This window comes from Kitasatospora xanthocidica, assembly GCF_014656195.1.
Classification (GTDB): domain Bacteria; phylum Actinomycetota; class Actinomycetes; order Streptomycetales; family Streptomycetaceae; genus Kitasatospora; species Kitasatospora xanthocidica.
Genome location: NZ_BNBY01000010.1, coordinates 187303 through 200338 on the forward strand (window position 1 = coordinate 187303; position 13036 = coordinate 200338).

The following is a 13036-nucleotide window of genomic DNA, read 5'->3' on the forward strand; positions in this document are numbered from 1 at the left end:
AGCTGCGGAGGTCCGGCAGCCCGACCGAGGAAGCCCCCCCCTGATGAGTTTCTCCGTTGCCGTGTTGACCTTCGGCATCATCTTCCTGGCCGAACTGCCGGACAAGACCGCGCTGGCCAGCCTGGTGCTCGGCACCAAGTACCGGGCGAGCTACGTCTTCGCGGGCATCGCCGCCGCCTTCGCCCTCCAGGTGGGCATCGCGCTCGCCGCCGGGCACCTGCTGTCGCTGCTGCCGCACCGCTGGGTGGAGGGCGTCACCGGTGCGCTGTTCCTGGCCGGCGCGGCGATGCTGCTGTTCCACGGCGGCGGGGACGAGGACGGGCACGCGGCCAAGGAGCCGTCCTCGAACAGCTTCTGGAAGGTCGCCGGGGCCAGCTTCGTGGTCGTCGCGATCGCCGAGTTCGGTGACCTGACGCAGATCATGACCGCCAACCTGGCCGCCAAGTACGCCGACCCGCTGGCCGTCGGCATCGGCTCCTGGCTGGCGCTCTGCGCGGTCGGCGGGGTCGCCATCGTGGGCGGGCAGAAGTTGCTCAAGCACGTGCCGATGAAGCTGATCGTCCGGGTGGCCGCGTCGATCATGGTGGTGCTGGCGGGCGTCAGCATCGTCGGGGCGATCACCGGCTGACGGCCGGGGCTCCATGTCGCGAGCGACGGGCGGCGTCCGCCGGTGCGGGCGCCGCCCGTTCGCGTGTCCGGGGGCGGAAGGTCAGCGGCCCGGGCCGGAAGGTCAGCAGCCCGGGTCGGAAGGTCAGCAGCCCGGGTCGGCGGCGAGCACGGTCTGGGTCTTCGGGCCGTAGACGCCGTCCTCGCCCTTGATCCGGTTCTCCTTCTGGTAGCTGCTGAGCACCGACCGGGTCCAGTAGTCGAAGGTGCCGGTGATGATCGACCTGTCGACGAATCCGCACTCGGCCGCGTACAGGCGCTGCTGCAGGTCCTTGACGTCCGGCCCGGTCATCCCGATCTGCAGCACGCGCGGTGTGGGCGCGGCGGTCGGCGTCGGCGTCGGCGTGGGGGTCGGGGTGGGCGTCGGCGTGGGGGTGGCGGTCGGGGTGGGCGTGGGTGTCGGAGTGGGGGTGGGCGTCGGCGTCGGGGTGGGGGTCTTCGTCGGCGTCGGCTTGCGGGTGGGCGTCGCGGAGGGGCTCGGCGCCTCGCTGCTCGGCGCGGGCGTGGTCGCGGTGGGCACCGCCGACGGGACCGGGTCCACCGGCGCGGGCACCAGGGTGGTGGTCGGCAGCGGCTGCGCCTGCCGGGTCTGCGGGTCGGAGGAGGGCGTCACGGCGTACGCGACGCCGATGGTGAGCGCCACCAGCGCGGCGCCGATCCCGACCAGCAGCCCCTTGCGCTCGGCCAGCGGGCTCCTGGCGCCCTGTTCGGCCGCCCGGCGCGCGGCCCGGCCGCCGGTGGCCTCCGGAGCGGGCCCGGCCGGGGCGTTGTCGAAGGGGAAGACGCCGATCTCGCCCCCGGCGCCGTACCCGTCGGGGGCCGGCGGCCGCGGGGCCGCGTAGGCGCCCGGCCCGGAGGGCGGCACCGGGGGCAGCACGGTGGTGGCGTAGGCGTCGGCGTCCGGCCGGAGCGGGGCCTGTCCGAGCGGGACGGGCGGCAGCACGGTGGTGGCGTACGCGTCCGCGTCCGGGCCGAGCGGCGGCCGCCCGGGGGCGACGGGCGGCCGGCCGGGGGCGACCGGCGGCAGCACGGCGGTCGCGAACGGGTCCACGACCGGGGTGTGCGCCGACGGTTCCTCGGCCACCTGGTCCGCGGTCTGCGGCACATAGGGGCGGACCAGTGGCGGGCCCTCGACGTGGGGGAGGACGGCGGTCTCGGTGAGGCTCGGGTCCGGGACGCAGCCGCACCCGGTCGAGCGCGCGGTGCCGCACGTCGGGCAGTGCTGGTCCGGCATCGGCCGGTCCTCCTCGGTTTCGGGTCGTTCTGGTGGACGGTTTCGGGCGGCTCCGGGCGGCTCCGGGCGGGGCCCGGGCGCAGGATCGCGCCTGATTATGCAGGACGGCCAGGAGGGTGCACAGGGCTGTCCGGCTCCCAGCGGGAGGGTTGTGCCGGTTGGTGCCGGTTGGCTCCCCGGAGAACGGCCGGGCGGCCCCGGATGTCCCCGGTGCTTACGTTCGGCTCAACCCGAAGGAACAAAACGGGACGAATCTGCCAGCATGGTGAGCTGGGAGTGATCATCCGCACGGACCCGGCAGCCGGGGCCCGCGACCCCTACGGAGACGCCATGCCCACGGAGACGCCATGACGGATCCGGCCGCCGCGTCCGACCGCGGCCCGACCGGCGAACCCGGCCCGACCGGCGCGCCCGGTCCTCCGGCGGTCGCCGTCCCCAGGCTCTGGGTGCCGATCGGGGCCCTGCTGCTGGCGATGCTGCTCGCCGCCCTCGACCAGACCATCGTCTCCACCGCGCTGCCCACGATCGTCAGCGACCTCGGCGGCCTCGAGCACCTCTCCTGGGTGGTCACCGCCTACATGCTGGCCTCCACGGCCGCGACCCCGCTCTGGGGCAAGCTCGGCGACATGTACGGCCGGAAGCGCTTCTTCCAGGCCTCCATCGTGATCTTCCTGCTCGGCTCGGTGCTCTGCGGGGTCGCGCAGGACATGGGCGGACTGATCGCCTTCCGGGCCTTGCAGGGCCTGGGCGGCGGCGGACTGATGGTGCTCTCCCAGGCGATCGTCGGCGACCTCGTCCCGCCCCGGGACCGCGGCCGCTACCAGGGCCTGTTCGGCGCCGTCTTCGGCGTCACCAGCGTCCTCGGACCGCTGCTCGGCGGGCTGTTCGTCGACCACCTCAGCTGGCGCTGGGTCTTCTACGTCAACCTGCCGGTCGGCGTCGTCGCCCTGCTGGTGATCGCCGCGGTGCTGCACGGGCGGGAGGTGCGGCGCGAGCACCGGATCGACTACCCCGGCACCGCCCTGATCGCGGCCGTCGCCACCTGTCTGGTGCTGATGACCTCGCTCGGCGGCACCACCTGGGCCTGGTCCTCCTGGCAGATCGTCGGCCTCGGGGTGCTCGGGCTGGTCCTGCTGCTCGCCTTCGTGGAGGTGGAGCGGTCGGCGGCGGAACCGGTGCTGCCGCTGCGGCTGTTCCGCTCACGGACCTTCAGCCTGGTCGCGGTGATCTCCTTCGTGATCGGCTTCGCGATGTTCGGCGCGCTCACCTACCTGCCGACCTTTCTCCAGGTGGTCGTGCAGGTCTCGCCCACCATGTCCGGCATCCACATGCTGCCGATGGTGCTGGGGATGCTGGTCACCTCGATCGGCTCCGGCCAGATCGTCGCCCGCACCGGCCACTACCGGGTGTTCCCGATCGCCGGGACGGCCCTGACGACCGTCGGGCTGCTGCTGCTCTCCCGGCTGGACGAGCACAGCGGCACGGCCGAGATGAGCGGCTACTTCCTGGTCTTCGGCCTCGGCCTGGGCCTGGTGATGCAGGTGCTGGTGCTGATCGTGCAGAACTCGGTGGGCTACGAGGACCTCGGCGTCGCCACCGCGGGCGCGACCTTCTTCCGCTCCATCGGGGCCTCCTTCGGCGTCTCCATCTTCGGGACGGTCTTCGCGAGCGGGCTGCGGGACCGGCTCGCCGAGGCCCTGGCGGGGGTGCCACTGCCGCCCGGGTTCCGGCCCGAGACCGTCACCGCCGACCCGAGGGTCATCCCCCGGCTGCCCGCCGCCGTCCAGCCCGGGATCTACCACGCGTACGCCGAGTCGATCACCAGGGTCTTCCTGTACGCGGTGCCGGTCGCGGTGGTCGCCTTCGTGCTGTCGCTCTTCCTGCGCGAGCAGACACTGCGCTCCACCGTCACCGCGCCGGACCTGAGCGAGTCCATCGGGCTGAACCCGGTCGAGCGCACCTCCCTGGACGAGATCGCCCGCGCGCTCTCGGTGCTGAGCAGCCGCGACGCCCGGCGCGACCTCTTCCGCCGGATCACCGCGACCGCCGGGCTCGACCTGCTGCCCGCCTCCAGCTGGCTGCTCCTGCAGATGCACCAGCACGGCTCGGTCGAGCCGGCGGAGCTGGCCGAGCGGCGGATCGTGCCGGTCGCCGTCGTCGAGGAGGCCGTCCGGGAGGTCGAGGGCCGGGGGCTGGCCGCGCGGACCGGCGGGCTGCCGCTGCGGCTCACCGAACCGGGGGAGGAGGCGGCGCTGCGGCTGGTCGCGGCCCGGCGCACCCAGCTCTCCGAGCTGCTGGGGGACTGGGACGAGAACCGGTACGCGGACCTCGCCGAGCTGCTCACCAGGCTCAGTTCGACCCTGTGCGCCGACCGACGGGACCGCCCCGACCCGGTCGGGCCGGAGCCGCCGTACCGGGGCGAGGGACGATCGTTCTGATCGTCGCCAAGTCATGTCTCCACCACGTGAACTGACTGGGCGTCATCACGTCCGGAGGGCCCGGTTCGGCATCGCCCCGATCCGCATGTTCCGGACAAAATCGGACGTGAGTGGTGAGAGGGTAAAGGGGGGGACAAGTCCCGATATCATTCCCAGGATTTTCCCGGATTCCTTTGTTCGAAGGCCGTTGACATGTCCTCAAGTGATCGTTAAGTTGAACGAGCTCTGAATGAGACGGAGCAACGGGGAAGTGCCCACCGCCTGAAGTGCCGGTGGGGGGCAAACGGGGAACGGGGATCTTTCATGCGCGGCTTCGCACCATTTTCCAGGCGGCTCGCCCTGGTTCCCTCCCGGATTTCACCGCGCGGCTGAAAGCGGTCGCCGCAACAGCGGCGGACCCGCCCTGCGGCGTAATTTCTGAATTTCCTCCCTAGGTTTCGGCCGTGCCCCCGCATGCCTTCGCGCTGCGGTGGCGCGGCCGATCACAGGCCTGCGCTCGCCGGCCTGGAGTCCCGCCCCGATCCGGGGCGACGAGCTTGTGTGAGGAGGTGCGAAATGGAGAACCTGGACGTCATCGAGGTCGAGGACGACATCGTCGAGTTCGAGTCGGACTCCGACAACGCGGCCAACGTCGCCAACATCGGCAACATTGGCAACATCGGTAACATCGGCAACATTGCGAACATTGGCAACATCGCCAACATCGGCAACATTGCCAACATCGCCAACATCGCGAACATTTGATGAAGGCCGTGGCGGGGGCCTTTCCGGCCCCCGCCACATCATCGGAAGGGATTATTCGAGCGTGGCATCGTCGATTATCGATGAGAAGATGGAAGCGGCCCGCAAGCTCGCCCGCGTGCTCGCCGAGAACAACAACGGGGAGATCGACTCCATCTACATCGCGGGTAGTCTCACCGCGGGGCTCGGTAATCCCACCAGTGACGCCGACCTTTTCGTTCTGTACCGGAACGAGGAGGATTTCGACGACGTCTCCCAGTACAACGTCGACGGGCATCGGGTCGACGTCGAACGGTACACGCTGGCCTTCGTCGAGGAGGCCGTCGGCGAGGTCACCTCGTTCGAGCTCCGCCGGGACAATCTGACCGACCTGCACAAACTGCCTTCCAAGCTCGACTTCGTCTGCCGGCTGTACACCTCGGAGATCGTGGTGGACTCACCGGTGCTCACCGAGCTGAAGAAGCGGATCGAGGCCTCCGTCCCGGCGATCCGCCAGGTTTCCGTCAACTACTCCGCCATCGCGATCAACGGCCACTTCGAGGACTTCCTCGGTGCCAGCGCCGACGGCGACGTGGCCACCGCCGCGCTGGTCGGCCAGGAGCTGGTGGCGTACGCGGGCAAGGCCATGACGGCCGCCTCGGGCGACCTCTACTACAGCAAGAAGTGGGTCTACAAGCAGCTGGCCCGCAATCCCGTCGAGGGCTTCCCGATGGAGACCTTCGTCGACTACCAGCGCGGCACCTGGGTCGACAAGGGCATCGGCGAGGCCGAGCGCCTGATCTTCTTCGTCCAGACCTGCGTGGCCGCGAGCCAGCTGCTCGGCGGTCAGGGCGTCGCCCTCGACGCCTGGCCCTCGTGGACGCCCACCGGCGCCGAGGGCGGCCTGTGGCGCAACCCCTCGTACAACGTGCTGCGGCAGAGCGACGGCGTCCTGCTGCACTGGGAGCTGCGCCGCCAGCTGCTGCTGCGCGACCCGGCCGCCTTCGTCTGGGCACTGTGCGACGGCCGACGGCCGGAGCAGGTCGTCGCGGCGGTCGAGCAGCTGGCCGAGCGGGTGCCGGTGCTCAAGGCGCTCACCGCGGAGCGGGTGACGAAGATCCTCGCGTCGCTGCAGGAGCGGGAGCTCGTGGGGACCGAGCCGTTCGCCGTCCTCAGCACGGTCTGACGACCTCCTCGGCCCGGTCCGACCGGGCCGTCCGACGGCGCGCCGGCCGGTCGGCTTCGGCCGGCGCGCGTCAACAGCAAGGTTCGACACGGGTATTGGGTGAGGCGATGAGTGGGGCCGGATCGGAAGATCGGGTGACCGGGGACCTCCTGGAGCTGGCGCAGTGGGCGCTCGACGGCCTGAAGGGTTCCGCGGACTACGTGCAGGTCTTCGCGGAGCGCACCCTCCAGGTCCGGGTGGAGTGCCTCGACGGCGAGGTGCTGGCGACCTGCGTGGAGCCGCGCGAGGGCATCGGGTGCATGGTGCGCCAGGGTGACCGCTGGCGTCAGCGGTCCCTGGCACCCGCCGAACTCGGCGGCCTGCCGGGCTGGTTGGACCCGGCCGCGGGTGCGGCGGGGGAGCGGCCGGCCTGGCCCGGACCGGGCGTGCCCGACTTCACGCCGGTCCCGGCCGGGGAGTGGCTGGTCCCGGACGCCGGTACGGCCCACTCGCTGCGGACGATGGAGGACTTCACCGCCCGAGCCGTCGCCGTGGTCGACACCGACGGTGTCCGGGCGGCCTCGGCCGATCGGATCGTGCGCCGCCGGATGGAGGCGACGGTGGTCGTCGACGGCGCCCGCTACCGGGGCCTCAACCGCTGGCTGGAGCGCGGCCCCGCCGACCCCGACCGGGCGGCCGCCCACACCGAGTCCCGGGTGGCGCTCGCCCACGCGGTGGACTCCTCCCGGGCCGCCGTCACCGGCCGGTACCGCACCCCGGTGGTCTTCGGGCCCTCCGCGGCCTGCGGCTTCCTGCACGAGCTGGTCGGCCACGCCCTGGAGGGCGACAACTTCGCCATGCGCAGCGACTACGTCGCCGGTCTGCGCAAGCCGGGCGCCGTCCCGGCGATGCTGACCGTGCGGGACGACGCGACGCTGCCGGACGGCTACGGCTCCTACGCCATCGACGACGAGGGCGTCGCGGGCGGCGTCACCACCCTCCTCGCGAACGGGGAACTCGGCGCGCCGATCACCTCCGTCCGCGCGGCCCAGCGCCACGGCTACACCCCGACCGGCAACGGCCGGCGCACCGACTACCGCGAGCTCGCCCTGCCCCGGGCCAGCAACACCGTGGTGCCGCCCGGCACGGAGGACCCGGTCGCGCTGCTGCACGGCGCGGGCACCGGCGTGCTGTACGTCGGCTGCCTGGGCGCCGGAATGATCAACCTCGCCACCGGCGAGTTCTCCTTCGCGGCCCTGAACTGCGTGTACATCACGCCCGACGGCCACCGGGTGCCGGCCCGCGACGTGAGCCTGGTCGGCGACGCGCTGGAGACCCTGGCGCGGATGGAGGGCATCGGCTCGGACTTCGGCGGCGACAGCATCACCTGCGGCAAGCAGAACCAGATGGTGGGCATCGGCCTGTTCTCGCCGTCGATCCGCTACTCCGCCCTGGATTGGAGCGCGGCATGAGGGAGTTGGAACTCCGGGCGGAGGCCGGGCTGGCGGTCGCGGCCGCGGTCGAGGACGCGCTCGAACCCGGTGAGCACGCCGCCACCTTCCTGGACCGCACCGCCCGGCGCCGCCTGGTGGTCGACGCGGCGGGCAGGAAGCGGCTCTACATCGAGGACGGCACCTTCGGCGGCTTCGTCCGCCTCGGCCGCGGCGGGCGCGAACTGTACCTCAACGCCCATGAGTTGGCCGCCGCTGGCGCCCCGGCGCTGCTCGCCACGGGCCGGCCGCTGTTCCCGGCGGGCAGCCCGCTGCCGGCCCGCGAGCGCGCGGAGCTGCACACCCCGGTGAACGCCGACGGCGAGGGCTGGGAGTCCACCGACTCCCGGCTCGACCTGGCGGCCGCCGCCCCCGAGACGGCCCGGCTGACCGAAGCCGTCGCCACCGGACTGCGCCCCGGCCAGACCGTCCAGGGTCTCCAACTCGCCGACGTGCTAGGCGAATCGGTGCACTCCACCAGTGGCGGCCGGCGCCGGTGGAGCCGGTGCTACGGCGTCGAGCTCACCGCCGTCGCCGCGGACGAGCGCAGCGGCCGGATCGCCTCGGTGACCCGCTACGCCCAGGACCTGGCGAAGCTCGACCCGGCCGGCCTCGGCACCGAACTCGCCCTGACCGCCGCCGGGATGGGCACGCCGAGCGGCGACGAGCGCGAACTCCTCGGCAACGAGGTGGTGTTCACCCCGGGCGCCGCCGCCCAGCTGCTGCGCGCGATCGTCAGCACCGTCCTGCTCAACCCGGTGACCCGGGCCCTGCCGCTGCGCACCGCGCTGATCGACGACGGGCTCGCGGCCGGCTACGGCGCCAAGGCCTTCGACTGCGAGGGGACGCCGACCGGCCGTACCGAGCTCATCACCGCGGCCGGTGTCCAGCGGGCGGTCGCCACCCGCAAGGCGGCGGTCGGCGGCGACGGCGCGGAGCCGAAGCTGACCGGTCACGCCTGGTGGAACCCGCTCAAGAACTTCCCGCAGCTCGCCGCCAACAACGTCCACCTGGCGCCGACCACGGCCGGCGGTGCGCTGCTCGCGGGCGAGCGCCTGGTGGTGGTGGACGCCCGGACGCTGGGCGTCGAGGAGTTCCGCTCCGGCGGCCAGCTGGCGTTCCGGCTGCTGGCGGTCCGCGCGGTGGACGGTGTGCCGCAGGAGCCGCTGCGGCCGATGACGGTGGAGGGCGAGGCGATCGACCTCCTCGCCGCGCTGACCGAGGTCGGCGAGACCGTCTCGTACTTCCCCGGGGTCTTCTCGGTCGGTGGTGCCTATCTCGCGATGAACCTGTCGCGACTGACGTCGAGGAGTCGAGGAACCGATGAGCTCAGCTGAGAAGGGCCTGCGGGCCACCGGGTTGTGCCGGGAGTTCGCCGGCCGCGACGGCTCGGTGCGCAAGGCGGTCGACGGCGTCGACCTCGTGGTGCGGCCCGGCGAACTGGTCTCCGTCCTCGGCCCGAACGGCGCCGGCAAGACCACCACGGTCCGGATGCTGACCGGCCTGCTGCTGCCGACCTCCGGCTCGATCACCGTCGGCGGGTACGACATGGTGCGCCAGCGCCGTCGTGCCGCGCTGGCCTGCGGATTCAGCCTCGGCGGCGACACCGGGCTGTACCCGCGGCTGACGGCCCAGCAGAACCTGAGCTTCTTCGGGATGATGTACGGCCTGCGCGGCGACCGGCTGGAGCGGCGCGCCGCCCGGCTGCTGGAGGAGGTGGACCTCGCCGACCGGGCGAAGGACGCCGTCGGCTCCTTCTCGCGCGGCATGAAGCAGCGGCTGCACCTGGCCCGGGCGCTGCTCCACGACCCGGCGGTGCTGATCCTGGACGAGCCGTCGGCCGGCCTCGACCCGCAGTCCGCGGCCTCGATGCGCGCGCTGGTCGCCCGGCTGACCGGCGAGGGCCGCAGCATCCTGCTGACCACGCACGACATGCGCGAGGCCGAGGAGCTGAGCGACCGGATCGTCCTGATGATGGGCGGCCGGATCCGCACCGAGTCCACCGCCGCCGACCTGCGGCTGGCCGCCGCCGACCGGCTCGGCCACGTGGTGAACGTGGCGTTCGCCGACGGCCGGGTGCCGGCCGAGCTGGAGCACTGCCCCGGCATCCTCGGCGAGGAGCGCGACGGCGGCACGGTGACACTGCGGGTCACGGACGGCGCGGCCTCGGTGGAGTGGATCCTCAAGACCTTCCCCGGCCGGACCACCAGCGTCTCGGTCACCCCGCCGACCCTCGAAGAGGTCTTCCTCGACCTGGTGGCGGCGTCGTGAGCGGGCTGACGACGGACCGGACCGGCCTGGAGCAGCCCCGGCTGCCGGGCGCCTCGACCCTGCTCCGGTCGCTGGCCGACCAGCTGCGGATGCACGCGTCCAGCCCGATGGCGGTGTTCTCCGCGCTCGCGATGCCCTGCGTGTTCGCCTTCGTGGTGCACAGCAGCGCCTCGGACCGCAACGCCACCAGCGACCTCGCGGTCGGCTCGGCCGGCGTCGGCATGCTCGACTCGATCATCGTCCTGGTGGTCATCAGCCTGCTCGGCGAGAAGCAGTGGAAGACCCTGTACGCGGCGCTCGGCAGCCCGGGCGGACTCGTCCCGGTGGTGCTCGGCCGGCTCGCCGGGACGGCCGTGCAGTCGCTCACCGCGCTGCCGGGCACGCTGGTCATCCTCGCCCTGCTGTTCGGGGTCGACGGCGGCTTCGACTGGGCGCGCTGGCTGGCCGGCGGCGTCCTGCTGGCCTTCTCGACCGCCTCGGTGGTCGGCCTGCTCGGCTTCGCGGTGCTCCGCTACCCGTACTCGGCGGGCATGACCAACGGGCTGACCGGCCTGGTGATGGCGCTCAGCGCGCTGATCGTGCCGCAGTCCGCCCTGCCCGGGCCGGTGCAGAAGCTCGCCCTGGTGCTGCCGCAGTCCCACGTCATGGCGTGGGTGCGCGGCGGCGGCACCGCGGAGGTGCTCTGGGCGGCGGCGCTCACCGTGGTCTTCAGCGGCCTCGTCGTACTCGCGGTCCGGCGGCTGGAGAACATGGCCCGCCGCCAGGCCCTGCCCCTGGAGGCGTGAACCGATGCCAACCGACAACCTCAGGGCCGTCGACAACACCACGGCGGCCGGGGACACCGCGGCCGGGCCGGCCGTCCGCTCCCGGGCGGACGTCAGGTCTCTGCTGCGGGAGGCGATGCTCTCCTACCGCGCGCTGTTCACCTGGCTGAACCCGCTCGGGTACCTGAGCTCGCGGATCGTCCGGCCGATCGGCATGGCCATCGCCTTCACCTCGCTGTCCACCCACTACGGGGCCGGCGCCGGACGGATGCTGGTCGGCAGCAGCCTGCTGGCGGGTGCCGGGGCCGTCGTCTACGGCATGGCGCTGTCCATCGGCAACGAACGCTCCTTCGGGACCCTCGGGATCTGGCTGGCCTCGCCGCAGGGCAAGCTGCGGTCGGCCTGCCTGCGGGCGGTGCCGCACGTCGTGGACGGCTTCGTCGGCGGGCTCTGCACCTACCTGGTGTGCTGCCTGCTGTACGGGACGATGCCGGTCGGCCTGCCGCTGTTCGCCGGCCTGCTGGCCCTCGGCGTGGTGACGACCTTCGGCTTCGGCCTCTCGCTCTCCGCGCTGGCCCTGGTCGTCGAGGACCTGTTCGTCGGCCCGAACACGGCCGAACTGGTGCTGATGGTCCTCTCCGGGACCCTGGTGCCCCGGGCGAAGCTGCCGGGCTTCCTCCAGCCGGTGAGCGACGTCATGCCGCTCACCCACGTGATGAACGTCGTCGGTGACGAACTCGCCGGAGCGCCCTGGGCCACGTCCCAGCTGTGGGGCGAACTGCTCGTCGGCGTCTGCTGGTTCGCGGCCAGCTCGGTCCTGATGTACGCCGCGGTGCGCCGCGCCGCGTTCCGGACCGAGCTCGGCTAGCCCGCGCACGCCCGCGAGCACCCGGCCCGCGAGCACGTACGCCCGCGAGCGCACGCGCTCGGACACACACACGCTCGAAAGCTCGAAGTCCGCGGCTCACAGGCCCGCGGGCTCGTAAGAGAGAGAAGCAGATCTGGCATGAGTACTTTCAATGGATCGGCCGGCGCTTGGATCGACCCGCGCGGCGCGTTCGAGACCACGGTCACCCGGAACGACGGCCTGATCATCCGCGGGTCGCTCGGCACCGCCCCGGCCCCGGCCGGCGCCCCGTACGTCGTCCCGGCCCTGCCGGTCGAGGTGCACTGCCACGGCATCGGCGACGTCGACTTCTCGAACTTCGACGAGATCGACCTCTACGCCGTCGACAAGGCCGCGGCCGCCGAGGGCCTGCTCTGCATCCCCACGCTGTACCTGCGCCAGGAGCGGCTCGACGGCTTCGTCGAGTTCATGAAGGGCTTCGCGGCGCTGAAGGCGGACGGCCAGCTGCCGTTCGTCCCGGCCATCGCCCTGGAGGGCCCGCTGGTCGCCAGCTTCGGCGGCACCCCGGCCTCCTCGGTGTGGGCGCCCTCCAAGGAGGAGTGGGACAAGCTGGCGAGCTGCGGCCCGCTGGGCCTCGTCTACATCATGCTGTCGCCGGACGCGCTGCAGTCGAGCTCCTACCTCGCCGCGCAGTTCACCCCGGACCACCCGTCGCTGGAGTGGATCGTCAACCGGCTGGTGGAGCAGGGCATCCGCCCGGCGCTCGGCCACTTCGCCAAGGAGGACCCGCAGCTGGGCGCCGACTGCGTCGAGCTGGTGCTGTCGGCCGCCGAGGCCGCGGACTGCCCGCACGGCGGCGTCCGGGTCGTCACCGACCACCTGTTCAACGAGATGCCGCTGCTGATCAAGCACGCGTTCCGCACCTCCAAGGCCCGCGCCACCCGCGACGCGCTGCTGGCGAGCTACGACCTGCCGTCCTGGAACCTCGCCGACCTGCACGAGCAGGTGGGCCCGGTGCCGGCCGCGATCATGCGGGCGGCGCACCAGGGCCGGATCGCCGCGTGCCTCAACTTCGACGGCGAGCACGTGGACTTCGCGATCGCCAAGCGCGCGATCGAGATCGTCGGCCCGCAGAACATGATGCTGATGACCGACCGCAGCGACACCGCGCGGCTGGCCGGCCAGGACCTCCACATGGAGCCCGGCAGCAACCTCTGGTACCAGGACAAGGGCGTCGTCGCGGCCGGCACCCAGCCGATCGACCAGCAGATCGCCAACGTGCGCGGCCTCGGCATCCCCGAGACCGACATCTGGCACCTGGTGGCCTTCACCGCCTACCGCACCTTCTTCCCGGAGCTCGACCTCGCCGCCGAGCAGCACCGCAAGGGCTGCTACGTCGACGCCGAGCGGCAGCGCTTCGCGCTGATCTGACGGACGCGCG

General features: G+C 72.4%; 11 protein-coding genes. 10 read left to right on the plus strand and 1 reads right to left on the minus strand.

Annotation, left to right across the window (positions count from 1 at the left end):
* Window positions 1–40 precede the first annotated feature (40 nt).
* Window positions 41–628, plus strand: a complete 588-nt coding sequence (locus tag IE332_RS20190) for a TMEM165/GDT1 family protein (RefSeq protein ID WP_189918499.1) — start codon at window positions 41–43, stop codon at window positions 626–628.
* Window positions 629–751: 123 nt separating this feature from the next.
* Here IE332_RS20190 and IE332_RS20195 read toward each other — a convergent pair whose 3' ends face one another.
* Window positions 752–1900, minus strand: a complete 1149-nt coding sequence (locus tag IE332_RS20195; RefSeq protein WP_189918300.1) for a peptidoglycan-binding domain-containing protein — start codon at window positions 1898–1900, stop codon at window positions 752–754.
* Between the two features lie 347 nt (window positions 1901–2247).
* On the opposite strand from IE332_RS20195, the gene IE332_RS20200 reads away from it, so the two are divergent.
* The 9 genes from IE332_RS20200 (at window position 2248) to IE332_RS20240 (ending at window position 13026) form a co-directional block, all read left to right on the plus strand.
* Window positions 2248–4338 carry an MDR family MFS transporter gene (locus IE332_RS20200; protein WP_189918301.1) on the plus strand — a complete coding sequence of 697 codons (2091 nt, stop codon included), beginning with the start codon at window positions 2248–2250 and terminating at the stop codon, window positions 4336–4338.
* 555 nt (window positions 4339–4893) lie between these two features.
* Window positions 4894–5082 (plus strand): hypothetical protein, encoded by a 189-nt coding sequence (locus IE332_RS20205; protein WP_189918303.1) that lies wholly within the window; start codon window positions 4894–4896, stop codon window positions 5080–5082.
* A gap of 61 nt (window positions 5083–5143) precedes the next feature.
* Window positions 5144–6244 (plus strand): PqqD family peptide modification chaperone, encoded by a 1101-nt coding sequence (locus IE332_RS20210; protein ID WP_189918305.1) that lies wholly within the window; start codon window positions 5144–5146, stop codon window positions 6242–6244.
* Between the two features lie 134 nt (window positions 6245–6378).
* Window positions 6379–7695, plus strand: a complete 1317-nt coding sequence (locus tag IE332_RS20215; RefSeq protein ID WP_189918307.1) for a TldD/PmbA family protein — start codon at window positions 6379–6381, stop codon at window positions 7693–7695.
* The gene (locus tag IE332_RS20220; RefSeq protein ID WP_189918309.1) at window positions 7692–9050 is read left to right on the plus strand and encodes a metallopeptidase TldD-related protein; all 1359 of its coding nucleotides are present in this window, start codon (window positions 7692–7694) and stop codon (window positions 9048–9050) included. Before IE332_RS20215 ends, IE332_RS20220 begins: the two co-directional genes overlap by 4 nt.
* Entirely contained in the window at window positions 9037–9984 is a 948-nt protein-coding gene (locus IE332_RS20225) for an ABC transporter ATP-binding protein (protein ID WP_189918311.1), read from the plus strand. Before IE332_RS20220 ends, IE332_RS20225 begins: the two co-directional genes overlap by 14 nt.
* The gene (locus IE332_RS20230; RefSeq protein WP_189918313.1) at window positions 9981–10769 is read left to right on the plus strand and encodes an ABC transporter permease; all 789 of its coding nucleotides are present in this window, start codon (window positions 9981–9983) and stop codon (window positions 10767–10769) included. The genes IE332_RS20225 and IE332_RS20230 overlap by 4 nt, the downstream gene beginning before the upstream one ends.
* 4 nt (window positions 10770–10773) lie before the next feature.
* Window positions 10774–11616: an ABC transporter permease gene (locus IE332_RS20235; protein WP_189918315.1), complete on the plus strand. Its 843-nt coding sequence runs from the start codon at window positions 10774–10776 to the stop codon at window positions 11614–11616.
* A 138-nt stretch (window positions 11617–11754) separates the two neighbouring features.
* The gene (locus IE332_RS20240) at window positions 11755–13026 is read left to right on the plus strand and encodes a hypothetical protein (RefSeq protein WP_189918317.1); all 1272 of its coding nucleotides are present in this window, start codon (window positions 11755–11757) and stop codon (window positions 13024–13026) included.
* Window positions 13027–13036: the final 10 nt, after the last annotated feature.

Bases quoted from the DNA above. Each gene is read 5' to 3' on its own strand.
- IE332_RS20225 (WP_189918311.1), top strand. From the start codon at position 9,037: ATGAGCTCAGCTGAGAAGGGCCTGCGGGCCACCGGGTTGTGCCGGGAG.
- IE332_RS20195 (WP_189918300.1), bottom strand. From the start codon at position 1,900: ATGCCGGACCAGCACTGCCCGACGTGCGGCACCGCGCGCTCGACCGGG.
- IE332_RS20235 (WP_189918315.1), top strand. From the start codon at position 10,774: ATGCCAACCGACAACCTCAGGGCCGTCGACAACACCACGGCGGCCGGG.
- IE332_RS20240 (WP_189918317.1), top strand. From the start codon at position 11,755: ATGAGTACTTTCAATGGATCGGCCGGCGCTTGGATCGACCCGCGCGGC.
- IE332_RS20205 (WP_189918303.1), top strand. From the start codon at position 4,894: ATGGAGAACCTGGACGTCATCGAGGTCGAGGACGACATCGTCGAGTTC.
- IE332_RS20220 (WP_189918309.1), top strand. From the start codon at position 7,692: ATGAGGGAGTTGGAACTCCGGGCGGAGGCCGGGCTGGCGGTCGCGGCC.
- IE332_RS20200 (WP_189918301.1), top strand. From the start codon at position 2,248: ATGACGGATCCGGCCGCCGCGTCCGACCGCGGCCCGACCGGCGAACCC.